Origin of the sequence: Bacillus sp. FSL K6-0268 (assembly GCF_038005425.1) — a bacterium.
Taxonomy (GTDB): domain Bacteria; phylum Bacillota; class Bacilli; order Bacillales; family Bacillaceae_G; genus Bacillus_A; species Bacillus_A thuringiensis_S.
In genome coordinates, this window is record NZ_JBBOTF010000001.1 from 1,544,811 (window position 1) to 1,562,391 (window position 17,581).

Here is a 17,581-nt window from a genome sequence, read left to right on the forward strand (position 1 = left end):
ATAATTTGAGATGGTTAAAATAGAGAACGTTCTCACCGCGATCCATGTACGAACCACCTCTCTCGTATTGCTACAGTACTTACTTATCGTCACAAAACATTTTATTATTTTTCATATGTGTTTAGTATGAATAATATTGTATAAATTTTCTATTTCATCGAAATCCCCACATTCACACAGTGAATATATTACATAAAAATATTATTCATTTTAAACTAAACAATATACGTAAATATGAAATTTCGTTTTGTTTTCATATATGTTTTGTACTGTAAGGTCATTTAAACACAGCTGTTTATATAACGTAAAGAAGTATTTTCATTCCCTTTATTTTCAAGCTTTCGTGTCCTTATTTCAAAATATAATCCGATTCACTTTATAGATTGAAATATCTACATATCACAACAGAAAACACTACTTGAAAATAACTGATAAAATTATATAAATATAATTTTCGAGCCCGTATGCAATTATGCATAGCATATACACAAAAAGGATAGCTTCATTTTCACGAAGCTATCCTTAAAAAATCTTCTTATTTTTTCAAATGATATGGAACTGTCGTAATAACAACATTTCTTTTATAAAGTAAATACGCACGTATGAGTAAACTGGATTGATTATGAAGAATGTTATGCCAACCTTTTTTCGGAATGAACTGTGGTATAACGACCGTAACGCGGTAATTCGATTCACTTGCCTTATATTGCACTGTATCGATGAACTTCGTTAGCGGTTGGATAATACTTCTATAATGAGAATGTAATGTAACAAGCCTAACTTCAGGTTGCCACTTTTTCCATTTCTCTTCAAATTTCTTTTCCTCTTCCCTGTCAAAAGCAACATATACAGCAATAACTTGATCTGCCGAAAGAGCCTTAGCATAGTTCAATGAATTTTCTACTACGTGAGTCATACCAGCTACCGGAACGACGATTACATTTCCCTTAATCGGAACAAGTGGTTCACAAGTTTTTAAACTTAACTGATCACCTACCGCATCATAGTGCTTCTTAATTCTGTGGAATAAGAATATGATTGCAGGTAAGAAAATAAGTATCGACCAAACTTGTGCAAATTTAGTTAAAAAGAACATGCTCATTACGATAAAACTAATAACTGCACCAATTAAATTAACCGTTAATCTTAAAGCCCATCCTTCAGGTTTTTCCCGAAGCCATTTTAATACCATCCCTGTTTGAGAAAGTGTAAATGGAATAAATACACCTACTGCATATAGTGGAATTAAATGTTCTGTTTGTCCTTGGAAAGCTACAATTAAAATAATCGAAGCAACTCCAAGTATAATAATACCGTTTGAGTAACCTAAACGGTCTCCTCTAATCGTAAACATTCTCGGTATGAATTTATCTTTTGCAAGGTTAACCGCTAATAAAGGAAATGCAGAATAGCCTGTATTAGCAGCGAGAATTAATATTAAAGCTGTTGTACCTTGTATGAAATAGTACATGAAATTACGTCCAAATGTTTGTTCAGCAATTTGAGAAACAACTGTTACTTCTTTACTCGGAGTCACTCCGTAATAATAAGCTAAAAATACAATTCCTGAAAATAACACAGCAAGTAATGCACCCATTGCAAGCAATGTTTTTGCAGCATTGTTTGGCGCAGGATCTTTAAAGTTCGGAATTGCATTTGAAATTGCTTCAACACCTGTTAAAGCAGAACTACCTGATGCAAATGCTCTTAGTAATAAAAATAAACTAATTCCTGCAACTGGTGTTCCAATCGGCGCATGTAAAGTAGGTGAAACATGACCAGTTAAAATATTATATATGCCCACACCAATTAATATAAATAGTGCTAAAACGAATAAATAAACAGGATATGCTAGCACGGAAGCTGATTCCGTTACTCCTCTTAAATTTAATATCGTAATTAATATAACAAATATAACCGCAATAATTACGTTATGTGCATGTAAGCTAGGAAACGCAGAAGTAATTGCATCTGTACCCGCGGACACACTTACCGCAACAGTTAAAATATAGTCAACTAATAAAGATCCTCCAGCAATTAAGCCTGGATTCATCCCTAAATTTTCTTTTGATACAACATACGCTCCCCCGCCATGCGGATAAGCAAAAATAATTTGACGATAAGATAAAATAAGGGCTGTCAATAATACTAATACCCCAACAGCGATCGGAATGGAATACCAATAGGCGATCGCTCCAACACCTGCTAAAGCAATTAAAATTTGCTCTGGACCGTAAGCAACTGATGACAATGCGTCAGAAGATAAAATAGCTAAAGCTTTCGTTTTATTAAGCTTTTGTTCTCCAAGCTCCGTTGATTTTAACGGTCTTCCAATTAAAAATCTTTTAATAGATGAAACCAATGCTGTCCACTCTCCAATAATTTTGTACGAACTTTTCTGCTTGTTACAGCCAGTAAACTATTTCTTCAGAAAACAAAAAATGTCTACAAGCCATAGCGAAATAGACTTGTAGACATTATTTTTTTTGTCGCACAAGCTCCACCTTCCTTCTCAATATAACGCTTACGAGGTTAGCTGTCGGATTCGGGCCTATGAGTAGCCCTACCTTTTTCAAGGATTCACCCCATCGGATTATGTACTAATCCGTAAAAACGGGTCCCCCGTACCATGCGGTTTCAGCGATTTAGAAAATTGAAACTGTGGATTATAATACTCCTTTATTTTCAAAAAGTAAACAAAAATTTTTAATAAGAAAAAAATTAAAATGATTGCGCATAATCCGCTGAGAAATATACATAATGAATACTAAAAAATCCACAAAGGAGACCCATATGTCTAAAGAAAAGAAGCCTATTTTTTCCGATTCATATTTAGATGCAGTAGCAAATGAAATTAATCAGTTATATGGTAAACGTGAACAGGAAATAAATTTGACAGATAGAACGAAAAGAAATAAATGATTTGTCATACAAAAAAAATAAAAAAGATAGCAATACACTTATATATTGCTATCTTTTTTATTTTTTCATACATCTAATTCTATTACAGATTTGTTAAAGGTCATCTCTTCATACACCTTTAAATTTTGATATATAGTTCCTAATAATGGTGCCGCTATAGAAAATTTCTCTGCTACATCCAGTAAATATCCTTGCAAGTGCTTCCCTTCAATAAATGAACCCTTTTCCATATCACGCTGCATCGATGACTTCATATCATACGAAATTTTATCAATCGTTTTCATATGTTCCTGGGCAATATTTTCCTTTACTGGAGCTCCTAATACTCTCATGATTTGTACAGATTCCTCAAACACATTACGGATAAAATCACGGCCGCCTTCACTTTCACGGATTGGTCCAATTGGTGCACGCATTAACGTTGTCACACCTGACATTACAGTAATAAATAAATATTTATGCCACATATCTTGCGTAATATTTTCACTTAAAACAAAACTAGACTTCGTACCTGCAAATGCTTTAGAAATATGCTTTACTCTTTCTGAATTTTGAGACTTAATTTCTCCAAACACAAGTCTGTTGGCAGCACTAGTTTGTACAATTTCTCCTTGATCGTTTAACGTCGTCTCGATAAAGCATAAACCGCCAATTACTTTTTCTTCGCCGAATTCTTTTTGTAGTAGTGATAAATGAGCGATACCATTTAACAATGGAATGATTACAGTATTTTCGCCAACAAACGGCTTCAAATCTTGAATAGCCTCGTTTAAGTGATACGCTTTTGTTGAAAATAAAATGACATCAAATGGAGAAGTTCTCTCTTCTTTCGTTATTAATTTCGGTTGGAAGGAAAAATCCCCGTTAACACTTCGGATTACAAGTCCTCTTTCCTCTAATTGTTTTTTCCGTTTACTACGAACAAGAAATGTAACATCTTCTCCCTTTTCGACTAATCTGCCACCAAAAAACCCTCCGACTCCACCAGCGCCTAATACTAAAATCCGCATACAGCATCCCCCTTTTCAAAATACAATTTTACAACTTTTAGTATACATAACATTATACATGTCCTCTGCTAAATAAGCTGAATTTTCACTCTCAATTGAGTATAAAACAGTGGTTATTTTCAAATAAATTTGGGCATGTTGTTTCTATAGCATATATGGAAAGGAAACAATGTAGATGGAGGCAATACAAACAATTGAGGAAAAAGGTGTAGCAACAGCTATATTCCAATTTATATTCCCGTTTTCGTTTAAAACTGGATATGAACAAAATATGTTCCCTTTCTTACAAAAAAACGATTTTCGTCCTTTTCGGCTCGATCATCTCGATGATGAAAATACATATTATGGGGAGTTTAAAGTTTCACATCAAAATATGGAAGCATACTATCTTTCATTTACAAATAAAATTCTCTTTCCTCACTCAGAGCATCAAAAGGGCTTGCAACGTTATTCAAAAGATCTTAACTTAACTGGACATTTAACAACAAACCTTATTTCAATTCCATTCAAGATACACTCTATTGATGTAACACTTTGTCCTTATGAACTTGGCTTCTTAACAATTCGAACAGAAGTAAACACTGCTCCAAACATGACTTTATCTGAAGCAATCGAATTCGCAGATCGCTTCCGTGTACTTGAAACTAAAACTGATACAAATGAGTCTATTTGTATTGAATGTAACGGAAAAAAGTATTCCCAAGTTGAAAAATTCATTTTTGGTTATTTATTTCATGGCGTAACTGATTTCTTTGAAAAGAAGAGATTAAGAAGTTCATACTTTCAAACCTTCCCTTTCTTTGAAGACCAGAGAATGTACGTCCAAACTTTATTGTCACTAAAAGAAGGTATGGAACTTAATGAAGTGGATGTTTATCGTACTTCCAGTCTTTCCGGATTAACAAGTGATGGTAAGCCATATGTGAGTGCAAGTAACCTTCCTTACATTCATAACTATTTAAAAAAACACGCTTACCAGAGATGGGCTCCAAATCGTTATTTCATTATGGAAGAACATATTTTTACATGTGTAACAAATGAAGGAGAACGCGAAATCGATAAACTTGCTAGTCAAATGTACGGAGAATTTTATTACGCTTTATTATTAAACCTATTCCATAAAATTGTTTTATTAAAAATGGCAAACGCCTATGCTGAGCTAAATATTGAACAAGATACTAATGAAATAGAGAAATTAATTTATTCGATTAATTCGTTCACTGCTAATTATTTTTCTTTAGAATTAGTATCTCAATCACAAAGTGAAGATATTTTCTTCCGCTTAAGAAAACTTTTTAATATTGAGGTTTTATACTCGAACGCGAAACAAAATCTTGATAGTTTGTTTAAATATCAAGAAAATGTCGCCTCAAAAAAAGATAGTCTCTTATTATTAATTTTAACGCTCTACTCTGTAGTTGGCCAAATGTTAGGGTTTACTATGATCGATCTTCTAAGAAACACCGATTCAAACAAAATATCGTCACCTCTTGAATTTTTCGCTCTATTAATTGCGATTAGCGGCATTGTCATTTCACTTATTTTAGGCGCTCAAGGGTTATACCAATGGGCTGTGCAGCACAAAAGAAGAAAAGCATGGGTAAAACAAACTGTACTGTCTGCTGTAAAAGAAAAAGAGGATAAAAATTAAAGAAGGTTATTTCCAAATATGTGGTATGCTGCAGTAAATAAAATTTTTATCAGCGATTTTTCAAATATATCGACTTACCGACAAATGACAGAACCGTATAACAAAAAAGGTACTCCAAAATAAAGCTTGGAGTACCTTTTTATTATACGAATTCAGCTTACTTCCCTGCTTCGATTTTCTCTAATGCAGCAGCTACTTGCTCTTCCGTTAATTCATGTTGTATTACGTAGCGGTTACGTGGACTTACACGACATTTATGAGAACATGCACGTAAATATTTCGCTTCGTTTTCTTCAGAACATAAAATTTTCTTATTACATTCTGGATTTGAACAGTTTACATAGCGCTCACATGGTTCACCTGTAAAGTGGTCTTTACCAACGATAACATGTTCTTTTTGATTTACTGGTACAGCGATACGCTCATCAAACACGTAACATTGTCCATCCCAAAGCTCACCTTGTACTTCTGGGTCTTTTCCGTACGTTACAATTCCGCCGTGAAGCTGACTTACATCTTCATAACCTTCACGAACTAACCAACCTGAGAATTTCTCACAACGAATTCCGCCTGTACAATAAGTTAAAATCTTTTTACCTTCAAGTGTTTCTTTGTTTTCTCTAATCCAATCTGGTAATTCACGGAATGATTCAATATCAGGTTTAATCGCACCTTTGAAGTGTCCTAAATCAAATTCATAATCATTTCGTGCATCAATGATAACTGTATCTTCTTGTTTCATTGCCTCATAAAAATCTTTTGGCTCTAAATACTTCCCAGTTATTTCGTGTGGGTTAATGTCATCTTCTAGACGAAGTGTAACTAATTCTGGACGAGGACGTACGTGCATTTTCTTGAATGCATGCCCTTCTTCTTCATCTATTTTAAATACGATACCATCAAAACGTGGATCATTGTTCATTGCTTCCATGTATTTTTCTGTTTGCTCTACAGTTCCAGAACAAGTTCCGTTAATACCTTCTTTTGCTACAAGAATTCTTCCTTTTAATTCAAGTGAATTACAAAATTCTAAATGCTCTGCCGCGAATTCTTCTGGATTTTCAATTGTTGTGTACATGTAATATAGTAATACTCTGTATGGTTTTGTAGTTGCCAATGTATTTCTACCACCTATCTAATTTTTAAAATCATGTATAAGTTAACGTTCATATCAAAACATATATAATAAGAAAATGAATCCCATTTTCTTTTCTTTATACTATTTTCTATCAGTTAACAAAAATAAAAAAACAAGATTACACATCAAAACACTATGGTTATGTTGTAATCCCAATATATTATATATCATACAAATGCAATTCCATCAATTAATATGCTGTATTATCGGCTTTATGTTCACATAAATTTCAAAAACAGCCCTTTAATTCACTATGTTTCCCCATGTCATCACACCATAAACTCCCAATTCATTTTACATTATCACACCATCCATTGCATAAAGGCATATAATTTGCATTAAGGAAACTTTCGTGTTCAAATGAAATTATCACATAACATATTTAAATGTATTGAAATAATGAGTAAGAATAAATACAATAATTTCATCAAGTTAACATTTTAAAGGGGAAAACTACTATGAATAAAGATATAACAAAAGATGAACATCTCCCTTCTGAAAGTACAACTGTACAATCAGCTCACTTAGCTTTAAGTGGAGAAACAAAAGGCTGGAAAAGACTGTTACCATTTTTAGGGCCCGCTTTTATCGCGTCCGTTGCTTATATTGATCCTGGCAACTTTGCTACAAATATCGCAGCTGGTTCACAATATGGATATTTACTATTATGGGTTATATTCGCTTCTAACTTAATGGCTGTATTAATCCAAACTTTATCGGCTAAATTAGGAATTGCTACAGGAAACAATTTACCCGAAATAGCTCGTGAAAACTTTCCAAAGCCTGTGTCTATCGGCTTATGGATACAAGGTGAACTCGTTATTATGGCTACAGATTTAGCTGAATTTATCGGGGCAGCACTCGGATTGTATTTATTATTTGGAATACCTATGTTACCAGCTGCTTTAATTACAGCAGTCGGATCATTTATTATTCTTGAGTTTCAACGCAGAGGATTTCGCTCACTAGAAGCTATTATTACAGGGATGATCTTTATTGTAGTAATAGCATTTGGGATCCAAGTTTTTTATGCAAAACCAGAATTAAGTCCCCTTCTTTCAGGACTATTTATTCCGAAATTCCAAGGTGTAGACAGTATATTACTTGCAGCAGGGATTTTAGGTGCGACAGTTATGCCGCATGCAATATACTTGCATTCTGCATTAACACAACGCCGCGTGGTTGGAACAACTGACGAACAAAAGAAAAAGATTTTTCGTTTCGAATTTATCGATATTATTATTGCAATGGTTATCGCTGGAGCAATTAATGCAAGTATGTTAATTGTAGCAGCTGCACTATTCTTTAAAAACGGTATGCACGTTGAAGATTTAGATGTTGCTTACACTCAATTTACCAACTTAGTAGGTCCTGTATCGGCTGCATTATTTGGGATTGGACTTTTATCAGCAGGTTTATCAAGCTCTTCTGTCGGTACAATGTCAGGTGATATTATTATGCAAGGATTCATTCGCATGCATATTCCGTTATATTTACGTCGATTTATTACAATGATTCCACCACTAGTTATTATCGCTTTAGGTGTAAATCCAACTTACGCTCTCGTTATGAGTCAAGTTGTCTTATCATTTGGTATTGCATTTGCACTAGTGCCACTTATTATGTTTACAAGTAATAAAAAGATTATGGGTGCACTCGTTAACCACCGTATAACAACATTTATCGCATGGATAATTGCAGCACTCGTTATCATTTTAAATATTTTCTTACTGTATCAAACGTTTGTAGGGTAATGAAAAAAGGGTATTCCAATTTTAATTTGGAATACCCTTTTTGGATGAAATGATTTTCTTCTACTTACCACTTATGTATGTCCCTCTTTCCGGCATCATGACACCATTTTCAGTTCGAAAGTAAAGTGGCAATCCTTCCGCAAAAAACATATTTACTTTGGACGGATCCTGCCTTTGATGATGAATATGTAAATGCGGCTCACTTGAACTTCCGGAGTTACCGACTTGAGCAAGAACCTCTCCTTCATTTACATGTTGGTCTTCCCTCACTTTAATTGAGCCTTTCTTTAAATGGGCAAGAATCAAAAATGTCCCTGATTCATCTAGTCGTAAATAAATATGATTCCCCGCCATCGACTGAAAATCATCCTCTCCTGGAACTACATCTTTTTCATCATTATTAATAGATACAACTGTTCCAGAAGCTGGTGCCATTACTTCTGCTCCATATATTCCATAATCCTCTAACATACTACTTTTCACTTCAGCAGGCGGCATAAGGATATCATATGCCCACCTTTCATTTGGTTTTATAACGTGATAGTTCGTTTCTAACCGATCACCGCCCCAACCTATCAATGCTCGTTCATTCAAAGGAACACGAACTACTGCTTTAGGACTCATCGATTGTATATCTGCTGGATAAGCAATTCTACCTATATTAGCAAACCAACCGACAGGCCAAGCTCCAATGATAGAAAACAGAATAATTAAAAGTAGCGTTCTATCTATCCGCTTTCTAAAAATGCCGTTCAAAAAAAACATTATTACTGATCCTATTAAGAGAAAAACTGAAATTACACTAAAAGCCTGTATACACCACCAAACAAAGACTGATGTAACACCATTAGCTACATAAATTAAACTCCAACTTATAATTAAAAAAGGAACTATAATTACTAATAAAAATTTCTTCCACATGTCGTATCCCTACTCTCATATCCTTTTTCTCAATGATACAAAGTAAAAATTACGACATATGAAAGAAATACTTACGACTTTCTTACTTTTTTATACTGCGGTAATTTTACAGTAAAAACTGTTTCTTTATCGTTACTACGTACAGTTATATCCCCTTGATGGAGCTGTGCTATACTTTTCGAAATTGCAAGTCCTATTCCTTTCCCACCCGTATGAGAGCTACGTGATTTTTCACTACGATAAAATTTCTCAAAAACGTAAGGAAGGTCCTCTTTCGGAATGCATTTTCCAAAATTTTTAATTTCTACTTCAACATTCATTGTTTTATTGGAAATTCCAATTGCAATTTCCTTTCCATCTTTTCCATACATAATACTATTACCTATTACATTTTCAAATAGTCTCACTATAAGTGCCACATCAACTTCTACATGTAGCACTTCATCACTTTTAATATAAAAGCTCATATTGGCATCATCTAATTGTGGTACAAAGTCAATCATGATTTGTTCAATTAATGCTTTCATATCTATTTCATCTTTATGTAATTCAATCTCTCTATAATTTATTTGACAGTATTCTAATAAATCATCTACTTGATTTTTTAATTCATAACTTTTTCGCTTTAATATACTTACATACTCTTCACATTCTTCTCCATTTGAATGAAGTTTATTTCCTAACAGGTCCGCATAACCTATTAAAGATGTTACTGGCGTTCGTAAGTCATGAGAAATATTACTAATCATTTCATTTTTCATTTCCTGTGATTTTTTTTCATTCTCAATAGACTCTTTTAAACTTTTCGCCATTCTATTAACATTTGCCGCTAGTTCACCAATCTCATCGCTTTTCGAAATAGGTATATGTATTTCAAAATTACCATCACTTATTTTCTTCACGTTCTTATTAATTTGAGATAATCTTTTCATCATCGTTTTTGTCATGAATGCAAAGTATGTTGTAGTAAAAATCAAAAAAACTATAAAATATAAAAATGAATATTTTTCCTCTAACGCAGTAACATGACTATATATATTTCCAATTACAATTTGAAACGCTATTATACTTACAGTTGCTAACAAAATGCTACATATGAATGCAATAAAAAACTTAGCTCTAATGCCTTGTAATGATTTAATCTTCAATTTTATATCCGACTCCCCAAACATTTTGAATAAACTTCGGCTCTTTTGGATTCTCTTCAATTTTATTTCTTAATCTTGCAATATGAACCATTACTGTATTATTACTTTCATAGGCTCTTTCTTTCCAAACGCTCTCATATATTTCTTCAATAGTGAACACACGATTCTTTGCAGCGGCCATTAAGTACAAAATATCATATTCAGTTTTCGTAAGATTCATTGTTTCTCCATATAACATTACTGTTCTCGACACTTCATCTATTTCTAAACCTCTAATATTTATTTTCTTTTCCATTACTTGAACAGCATTTTGGTTGAAATATGTATACCTTCTTAATTGAGCTTTCACTCTTGCGATAAATTCAATTGTACTGAACGGCTTCACAATATAATCATCTGCCCCAGTACTAAATCCAATTACCTTATCTACATCCGATGATTTCGCGCTTAAAAACATAATTGGTAAACTATGTTTCTCTCTAACCCTTCTACAAAGTTCTATACCATCCATTTGAGGCATCATAATATCCAAAATAGCAAGTTGAATACTGTTATTATTTATTATTTCTAAAGCCTCTTCTCCGTTATGAGCACTAAAAACTTTAAAACCTTCTTGCATTAGATTCACTTTTATAAATTGAACAATATCTTGATCATCATCTACAATTAAAATTGAATTTTTCTCCATATACAAACCTCTTTTTGAAATATATTCCACAATCAATTTTATCATAAATTAAAACCTTACTCCCCTCTTGAATAATCTTTATTTTCAGACTAGATTATATAATAACAACACATTCTAGTTTCAAAAGAAATGGAGTGAAAGCATGTTTCCTATATTGAAAACAGACCGACTCATTTTAAGAGAACTTACCGAAGAAGATGCACCGCGTATACTACAATGCTTTTCTAATACTAATGTACTGCGCTATTATGGCCAAAAACCGTTACAAGATGTTGATCAAGTGAAACAAATCATTCATAACTTTAAGCTCAGTTACAATGCAAGAAACGGTATAAAATGGGGAATCGAATTAAAAGACAAGAAAGAACTCATCGGTACCATTGGTTTTCACGATTGGTCTTCTGAGCATAAACGAGCCAATATAAGTTATGCCTTTTTACCTGAACACTGGGGAAAAGGATATGCGACTGAAGCTGTTTCTGAGGTTATATCATACGGTTTCCATACGATTCATTTAAAGCGGATCGGGGCAATTGTATTTCTTGAAAATGAAGCTTCCAATAAAGTACTATTAAAATTAGGCTTTGAAAAAGAAGGCGTTCTAAAAAATTATATGTATCAAGATGATATCCCATATGATACGAATTTTTACGCTTTATTAAAATCGGTTTAATAGAATTCATGTGTAAAAAACCTTACTTTTAAAAAGTAAGGTTTTTTGTATTTATTCATTAGCAATATAAGCATTCTTATAAGTATAAACACCACCAAATTGATGTTTTTCAATCCCTTTTACATACTCCTTTTGTACATACGCTGAGCCAATATGATAAAGCGGCGCCACCGCAGCATCTTCTAATAATACCTGCTCGGCTTCTCGCAACGCTTCCCATCGTTTTTCCCTATCTAGTACAAAATCCGTTTTCGCTTTCTTTATTAATTCATCGTAACGAACATTAGAATAATTCATTTTATTATTCGGATTCCCTGTCGTAAATAACTCTAAATAACTAATTGGGTCTTTATAGTCAGGTCCCCAATTTGCCATAGTTATATCGTAATCACCTGTTTGTTCTAACTGTAATTTTTGCTTAAATGGCTGTTGTTTAATTTGTATCGTTAATCCATGCAAATACTTTTCTAAGTCACCTTTTATATATTCTGCCATACGTTTTGCGTTATCTTGTTCAAATGTTAGAAACTCAAGGTTTACTTCGCCTACTCCAAGTTCTTTTTTCGCTTCTTCCCAAATCTTTTTCGCCTTTTGTAAGTCATATAGAGAAAGATCTCCGTTTTCTTTTCTAAAATCTTTGCCAGTCTCTTCATTTACATGACCAACTGGTACAAGTCCACTTGCAGGTTTTGCTCCGTTATTAATAAAGTGAGCAACGAAATCATCTTTATTTAACGCTAATGAAATAGATTGACGCACCTTTTTATTTGCTAACGCTGTATTTTTTTCATTAAAACGAAGCATAGCAATTCCAGGATCACTCGACATATGTAATTCCTTATTCCCCTTATACTTGTCTACAACTTGCGAATTAATAGGTACCCGGTCCAAATCTCCGGCTTCATATAAATTTACAGCTGTCATTGTATCCTTCACGATATGAAAGTTTATTTCGTCTAGTTTCACTTTCTTTTGATCCCAATATGTAGCATTTTTCTTTAATTGAAACTCTTGTTCATGCTTCCATTTTTCTAATACAAATGGACCGTTATATATGAGATTACTAGGTTCCAATGCATAATTGTTTCCTTGTTCTTTCAAAAATGATTCATGCTGTGGTAAATATATAGGTAATGCTAACAACTGTAAAAAATACGGAATTGGCTGTTCTAGTTCAACTTCTAACTTATAATCATTTATAACCGTAACTCCAAGTTCATCTAGAGACATTGCTCCCTTATTAATCTCTTTCGCATTTTTTACATAAAAGAGCATGGACGCATATTGAGATGCTGTTTCAGGGTTAATTGCACGTTTCCACGCAAACATAAAATCATTTGCTGTTACATTATCCCCATTTGACCATTTTGCATCTTTACGCAAGTCAAATGTATATTTCTTACCATCTTCACTTCTTTTAAACGATTTTGCTATGGCTGGAGTAGGCTGATCTTGATCATTTAATACATATAACCCTTCAAATATATTCTGCATAACGTGCGCTGATGTACCATCTGTTGTTTTCACAGTGTCCAGAGAAGGAATTTCTTCTGATACTGTTACATTTAACACTTGTTTTTTAACCTCTATGTCACTTTTATCCGCTTTATTATTACAAGCTGTTAATAATAAAGATGTAACAAGTGCCATTACCATTAAATGGCTCTTTTTTCGCTTCATGAGTTGTTCTCCTTAAATATAAAATATTATAAAGCGTAATATATTATAGCAGAAATATGAACAGAAAGATGCGACATTCTTTTGAATATTTATTCGTTCGAGAAAAAAGCTATCCTTTTAAAAAAGGATAGCTTTTTCAACTGCCACATAATTATCTATCTTTGTAAACCTCGTTTATAACGACTCGCTTCAAATATAATACGCTCTTCATCTAACGTTTTACATTCGCCATTCCAAACGACACGCTTTCCGTTAATAATTACATCGCTTATATCTTTTCCACTAGCTGCATATACCAGGTGCGATAACACTTCATCTGCTGGTTGTAAATGCGGCTTATTAGATGGGTCAATCGTAATAAAATCAGCACACTTTCCAACCTCAAGTGATCCTGTTTGTTTCATCCCGATTACTTCAGCAGCTCCTTTAGTCGCAAGTGTAAGAGCTGTTTCAACTGGTAACGCTGTTGCATCTTGGTGAATACCTTTTTGTAGTAAAGTCGCTATGCGCATTTCTTCAAACATATCTAAATTGTTGTTAGATGCCACACTATCTGTTGCAATTCCTACTTTCATTCCTGCCTCTAGCATCGCTTTTACATTTGCTATACCAGAACCTAGTTTTAAATTACTATTTGGGTTATGTGCTACTCGAACATCATGTTCTGCTAAAAATGCACGCTCATTTTCATTTAATACTACACCGTGTGCAATAACTGTTGGGCGTTTAAACAACCCGCAACTTGCTGCATATTCTACTGGACGTTTCCCGTACTGCGCTTCAATATCACGTACTTCACGCTCTGTTTCCGAAAGATGAATATGAACCATCGTTTGATTTTCTACTGCAATACGAGCGCACTCTTCTAACAGTTCTGCACTACATGTATATGGACTATGTGGTGCAACCATCGTAGTTAACATGCCACTTTCGTTATAGTAACGCTTCACATATTTCTCAGCTTCTTCGATTGCTTTCTTTTCATCGTCTTTCGTTCCGAAGCTAAATAAAGTTCTTGAAACAGCAGCTCGCATCCCACTCTTTGATACCGTTTCCATAATTGCATCTTGATCTACTCCAATTGGATTAAACATGTCAGAGAATGATGTTGTACCACTTTTCACCATTTCAAGTAATCCTAATTCCGTACTAGCAACCGCAAGCTCTGGAGTAAACTGACTTTCAAGTGGCCAAATTCTCGTCTCAAGCCATGGTTGTAATAACATATCATCGCCAATACCTCTTAAGAGACTCATTACAACGTGTGTATGTGTATTTACAAGCCCTGGTAAAACCCACTTTCCTTTCATGTCAATTACTTCATCTACTGCAAAATCATTAGCGAATTCTCCGCTCTTTACATCTATAATTTGATCATTTTCTACAATGATATATCCATTTTCTATCACTTCGTTTTGTTCATTCATCGTTACAATTGTAGCGTTTACATAAGTTGTTTTCAAAAGTATTTCCCCTTTCAACTCTATGAAGTTCCCTTTAATAAGTTACCACCATTATAGTAACTTATTAAAGATTAAGAGTCAAAAGATAATTTTAATTCTTTTGTTATTTTTTCCTTCAAAATGCTATATTGCTTTTCATTTGTATCTGCAAATGCTTCTTCCCGATTTGACTTTTCATCCATATAATTCAATTTCCCATTGAATTGAGTCTCTGTAAAATCAAATCTCTGCCCATCTATAAAGTTATAAAAGTGCCATACCTCTCTTACTTTTGTCTTTTTAATTTCTCCTCCGTATATGTCTTGAACGACAAGAGCTGTAACACCACATTGTCCCTTTGCTGGATTTTCAATTGTCCACTTTGAACTTGTTTCAATCGACCACGATTTTATTAGTGCTTCATATATTCTTTTTTCCTTTACATCATCCATTCTAATCTTCCCCTACTATTAATAGTTTTACACATCATATTTCAAAAGAGGCAGTAAACGACCCTTAAAGACAGTTGATGGTGTCTCTCCTATTAACTGTGCTCCCATTTTTAAGTAATATCCTTTTGCATTCGGATCACTATCAATTGTAAAGCTTTTTATTCCTAGTTCCTTTGCTTACTCTATTACAAACTTCCACATTATTTTTCCATACCCCTTTCCTTTGTAACGAGGATGAATGTATAAGAAATCGAGAGCTTTATCGTTATGTAAAAATGAGAACAACCCAATCTTCGTATTATCGTTTTCTAAAACATATACAAAATTATTTTTTATGTACTCTTCCGTAATTGTTAAATCTTCCTTACAGGCAAGTATGAATTCTTCACTATAATTCCACGTTGCTTTTGAATGTAGTGCGAATTCACTTAATTCATTTGCTTCACTTAATAACGCTTCTCTTATCTTCATGATTCTTTTTCCTCACTTTCAATATGTAAACTACTAAATTGATTCGGAAAGCACTTCAAAAAACCTTTTATTTCCATAATTTAGAAATTACTTTTATAAATCTTTATTATAATCAGTACGATTTTTAACAATTTATTTAAAGAAAAAGAACGCCATTGAACTGCACCCCAATTGTTAGACACAGTCTAACAATTGGAGGTGCAGTTTTTCTATGGCTAAATTTACAGCTGATGAAAAAATACAAATCGTTCTACGTTATTTGAACGGAAATGAAAGTTATCGAGAAATGGGTAGATCGCTCGGTATAAGTGACACAATCATTTTGAATTGGGTAAACCAATATAAACAGAATGGTCTGGAAGCTTTTCTAAAACGATGTACAAATTACACACAACAATTTAAACTAGACGTACTAAACTTTATGATTGAAAACGGTATGTCCTTATTTGAGACGGCAGCTATCTTTAATATTCCTGCCCCTTCAACGATTTCTGTTTGGAAAAAACAGCTCGAAACACAAGGAATTGATGCCCTTCAATCTAAGAAAAAGGGGCGTCCATCCATGAAAAAAGATTCAAATAAACAATTAAAACAACATTTAGCTGAAGGGTCAGTCGAAGCACTTGAAGCACGCATTAAACAGCTTGAGATGGAAAATGAGTACTTAAAAAAGTTAAATGCCTTAGTTCAAAACAAGGAAAAATCACAAAACAAGACAAAGCGCAAGTAATCTATGAATTAAGGCATAAATATTCGGTGAAGGCACTCGTGGAGCTAGCTACTATTCCTCGAAGCACGTATTATGATTTAGTAAAGAAAATGAATCGTCCAGATGTAGATGCCGATTTGAAAGCTGAGATTAAAGCGATTTATGAGGAAAATGAAGGTCGTTATGGTTACCGTCGCATTCGTGATGAATTAACGAATCGTGGCCAGAAAGTGAACCACAAGAAGGTTCAGCGCATTATGAAAGAGCTTGGGTTAAAGTGTGTTGTGCGTATGAAGAAATATAAATCCTATAAAGGAAAAGTCGGTAGAATTGCACCTAATATTTTAGAGCGTAATTTTCATACAGATGCACCGAATCAAAAGTGGGTAACAGACATCACAGAGTTTAAATTGTTTGGAGAAAAACTGTATGTATCACCTGTATTAGATTTGTATAATGGTGAAATTATTACCTATACAATTGGTTCTAGACCGACGTATTCGCTTGTTTCAGACATGTTAGAGAAAGCATTGGAACGTTTACCTGAAACGCACCAGCTACTGATGCATTCGGATCAAGGATGGCATTATCAAATGAGACAATACGTCCGTACACTAGAATCAAGAGCTATCGTCCAGAGTATGTCTCGAAAAGGCAACTGTTACGACAACGCAGTAATAGAAAATTTCTTTGGGATTATGAAATCGGAGTTCCTCTACATAAAAGAATTTGAAAATGTAGAGCACTTTAAAATAGAATTAGAAAAATATATAGATTATTATAATACGAAACGGATTAAGGCAAAATTAAAAATGAGCCCGGTACAATACCGGACTCACTTTTATCAAGCTGCCTAATCAAATAACCGTGTCTAACTTTTAGGGGTCACTTCACATCCCTAAAAGTCGGCGTTCTCTTTTTC

The 17,581-nt window shown here is 33.7% G+C and carries 14 protein-coding genes, 1 pseudogene and 1 riboswitch; of the genes and pseudogenes, 5 read left to right on the forward strand and 10 right to left on the reverse strand.

Annotated elements, in window-relative coordinates; all coding sequences use genetic code 11:
* Positions 1 to 535: 535 nt before the first annotated feature.
* Positions 536 to 2,362 carry an APC family permease gene (locus MHI28_RS07750; protein ID WP_000254886.1) on the reverse strand — a complete coding sequence of 609 codons (1,827 nt, stop codon included), beginning with the start codon at positions 2,360 to 2,362 and terminating at the stop codon, positions 536 to 538.
* Between the two features lie 144 nt (positions 2,363 to 2,506).
* Positions 2,507 to 2,653, reverse strand: a riboswitch (cyclic di-AMP (ydaO/yuaA leader).
* A 140-nt stretch (positions 2,654 to 2,793) separates the two neighbouring features.
* Between MHI28_RS07750 and MHI28_RS07755 the strand changes: the two genes are divergently transcribed.
* The gene (locus MHI28_RS07755; RefSeq protein ID WP_000031873.1) at positions 2,794 to 2,922 is read left to right on the forward strand and encodes a hypothetical protein; all 129 of its coding nucleotides are present in this window, start codon (positions 2,794 to 2,796) and stop codon (positions 2,920 to 2,922) included.
* A 65-nt stretch (positions 2,923 to 2,987) separates the two neighbouring features.
* Here MHI28_RS07755 and panE read toward each other — a convergent pair whose 3' ends face one another.
* On the reverse strand, positions 2,988 to 3,932 hold the full coding sequence (gene panE, locus MHI28_RS07760) for a 2-dehydropantoate 2-reductase (RefSeq protein WP_001221905.1): 945 nt from the start codon (positions 3,930 to 3,932) through the stop codon (positions 2,988 to 2,990).
* Between the two features lie 175 nt (positions 3,933 to 4,107).
* Between panE and MHI28_RS07765 the strand changes: the two genes are divergently transcribed.
* Positions 4,108 to 5,583 carry a hypothetical protein gene (locus MHI28_RS07765; RefSeq protein ID WP_000387459.1) on the forward strand — a complete coding sequence of 492 codons (1,476 nt, stop codon included), beginning with the start codon at positions 4,108 to 4,110 and terminating at the stop codon, positions 5,581 to 5,583.
* 157 nt (positions 5,584 to 5,740) lie between these two features.
* Here MHI28_RS07765 and trhO read toward each other — a convergent pair whose 3' ends face one another.
* On the reverse strand, positions 5,741 to 6,700 hold the full coding sequence (gene trhO, locus MHI28_RS07770; RefSeq protein ID WP_000246235.1) for an oxygen-dependent tRNA uridine(34) hydroxylase TrhO: 960 nt from the start codon (positions 6,698 to 6,700) through the stop codon (positions 5,741 to 5,743).
* Between the two features lie 479 nt (positions 6,701 to 7,179).
* Here trhO and MHI28_RS07775 point away from each other — a divergent pair, with 479 nt between their 5' ends.
* A complete protein-coding gene (locus tag MHI28_RS07775; RefSeq protein ID WP_001030674.1) occupies positions 7,180 to 8,475 on the forward strand; it encodes an Nramp family divalent metal transporter in 1,296 nt (431 codons plus the stop codon).
* A gap of 60 nt (positions 8,476 to 8,535) precedes the next feature.
* On the opposite strand, the gene MHI28_RS07780 is transcribed toward MHI28_RS07775, so the two are convergent.
* From MHI28_RS07780 to MHI28_RS07790, 3 genes are all read right to left on the reverse strand, one after another.
* Complete coding sequence (locus tag MHI28_RS07780; RefSeq protein WP_000265527.1) at positions 8,536 to 9,396, reverse strand: M23 family metallopeptidase; 861 nt, start codon at positions 9,394 to 9,396, stop codon at positions 8,536 to 8,538.
* Positions 9,397 to 9,467: 71 nt separating this feature from the next.
* Positions 9,468 to 10,568 (reverse strand): HAMP domain-containing sensor histidine kinase, encoded by a 1,101-nt coding sequence (locus tag MHI28_RS07785; RefSeq protein WP_170952490.1) that lies wholly within the window; start codon positions 10,566 to 10,568, stop codon positions 9,468 to 9,470.
* Positions 10,534 to 11,232 (reverse strand): response regulator transcription factor, encoded by a 699-nt coding sequence (locus tag MHI28_RS07790; RefSeq protein ID WP_000414529.1) that lies wholly within the window; start codon positions 11,230 to 11,232, stop codon positions 10,534 to 10,536. The genes MHI28_RS07785 and MHI28_RS07790 overlap by 35 nt, the downstream gene beginning before the upstream one ends.
* 142 nt (positions 11,233 to 11,374) lie before the next feature.
* On the opposite strand from MHI28_RS07790, the gene MHI28_RS07795 reads away from it, so the two are divergent.
* The gene (locus MHI28_RS07795; protein WP_000483974.1) at positions 11,375 to 11,905 is read left to right on the forward strand and encodes a GNAT family N-acetyltransferase; all 531 of its coding nucleotides are present in this window, start codon (positions 11,375 to 11,377) and stop codon (positions 11,903 to 11,905) included.
* Positions 11,906 to 11,956: 51 nt separating this feature from the next.
* Here the strand turns inward: MHI28_RS07795 and MHI28_RS07800 are convergent, their stop codons facing one another.
* The 4 genes and pseudogenes from MHI28_RS07800 to MHI28_RS07815 all read right to left on the reverse strand — a co-directional run bounded on the left by MHI28_RS07800 (position 11,957) and on the right by MHI28_RS07815 (position 15,950).
* Positions 11,957 to 13,585: a peptide ABC transporter substrate-binding protein gene (locus tag MHI28_RS07800; RefSeq protein ID WP_000823502.1), complete on the reverse strand. Its 1,629-nt coding sequence runs from the start codon at positions 13,583 to 13,585 to the stop codon at positions 11,957 to 11,959.
* Positions 13,586 to 13,740: 155 nt separating this feature from the next.
* Complete coding sequence (locus MHI28_RS07805; RefSeq protein ID WP_002083246.1) at positions 13,741 to 15,066, reverse strand: bifunctional S-methyl-5'-thioadenosine deaminase/S-adenosylhomocysteine deaminase; 1,326 nt, start codon at positions 15,064 to 15,066, stop codon at positions 13,741 to 13,743.
* A 53-nt stretch (positions 15,067 to 15,119) separates the two neighbouring features.
* The gene (locus MHI28_RS07810; RefSeq protein ID WP_000342908.1) at positions 15,120 to 15,479 is read right to left on the reverse strand and encodes a YunG family protein; all 360 of its coding nucleotides are present in this window, start codon (positions 15,477 to 15,479) and stop codon (positions 15,120 to 15,122) included.
* Positions 15,480 to 15,506: 27 nt separating this feature from the next.
* A pseudogene (locus MHI28_RS07815) lies at positions 15,507 to 15,950 on the reverse strand (GNAT family N-acetyltransferase).
* A 211-nt stretch (positions 15,951 to 16,161) separates the two neighbouring features.
* Here MHI28_RS07815 and MHI28_RS07820 point away from each other — a divergent pair.
* A protein-coding gene (locus tag MHI28_RS07820) for an IS3 family transposase (RefSeq protein ID WP_208730123.1) occupies positions 16,162 to 17,516 on the forward strand; the annotation gives its coding sequence in 2 pieces (ribosomal slippage) (positions 16,162 to 16,615 and positions 16,615 to 17,516; 1,356 coding nt in all).
* The last annotated feature ends 65 nt before the right edge of the window (positions 17,517 to 17,581 follow it).

Coding starts and splice junctions, on each gene's coding strand:
- MHI28_RS07755 (WP_000031873.1), top strand. CDS start 2,794: ATGTCTAAAGAAAAGAAGCCTATTTTTTCCGATTCATATTTAGATGCA.
- panE (WP_001221905.1), bottom strand. CDS start 3,932: ATGCGGATTTTAGTATTAGGCGCTGGTGGAGTCGGAGGGTTTTTTGGT.
- MHI28_RS07765 (WP_000387459.1), top strand. CDS start 4,108: ATGGAGGCAATACAAACAATTGAGGAAAAAGGTGTAGCAACAGCTATA.
- MHI28_RS07775 (WP_001030674.1), top strand. CDS start 7,180: ATGAATAAAGATATAACAAAAGATGAACATCTCCCTTCTGAAAGTACA.
- MHI28_RS07780 (WP_000265527.1), bottom strand. CDS start 9,396: ATGTGGAAGAAATTTTTATTAGTAATTATAGTTCCTTTTTTAATTATA.
- MHI28_RS07785 (WP_170952490.1), bottom strand. CDS start 10,568: ATGTTTGGGGAGTCGGATATAAAATTGAAGATTAAATCATTACAAGGC.
- MHI28_RS07790 (WP_000414529.1), bottom strand. CDS start 11,232: ATGGAGAAAAATTCAATTTTAATTGTAGATGATGATCAAGATATTGTT.
- MHI28_RS07795 (WP_000483974.1), top strand. CDS start 11,375: ATGTTTCCTATATTGAAAACAGACCGACTCATTTTAAGAGAACTTACC.
- MHI28_RS07800 (WP_000823502.1), bottom strand. CDS start 13,585: ATGAAGCGAAAAAAGAGCCATTTAATGGTAATGGCACTTGTTACATCT.
- MHI28_RS07810 (WP_000342908.1), bottom strand. CDS start 15,479: ATGGATGATGTAAAGGAAAAAAGAATATATGAAGCACTAATAAAATCG.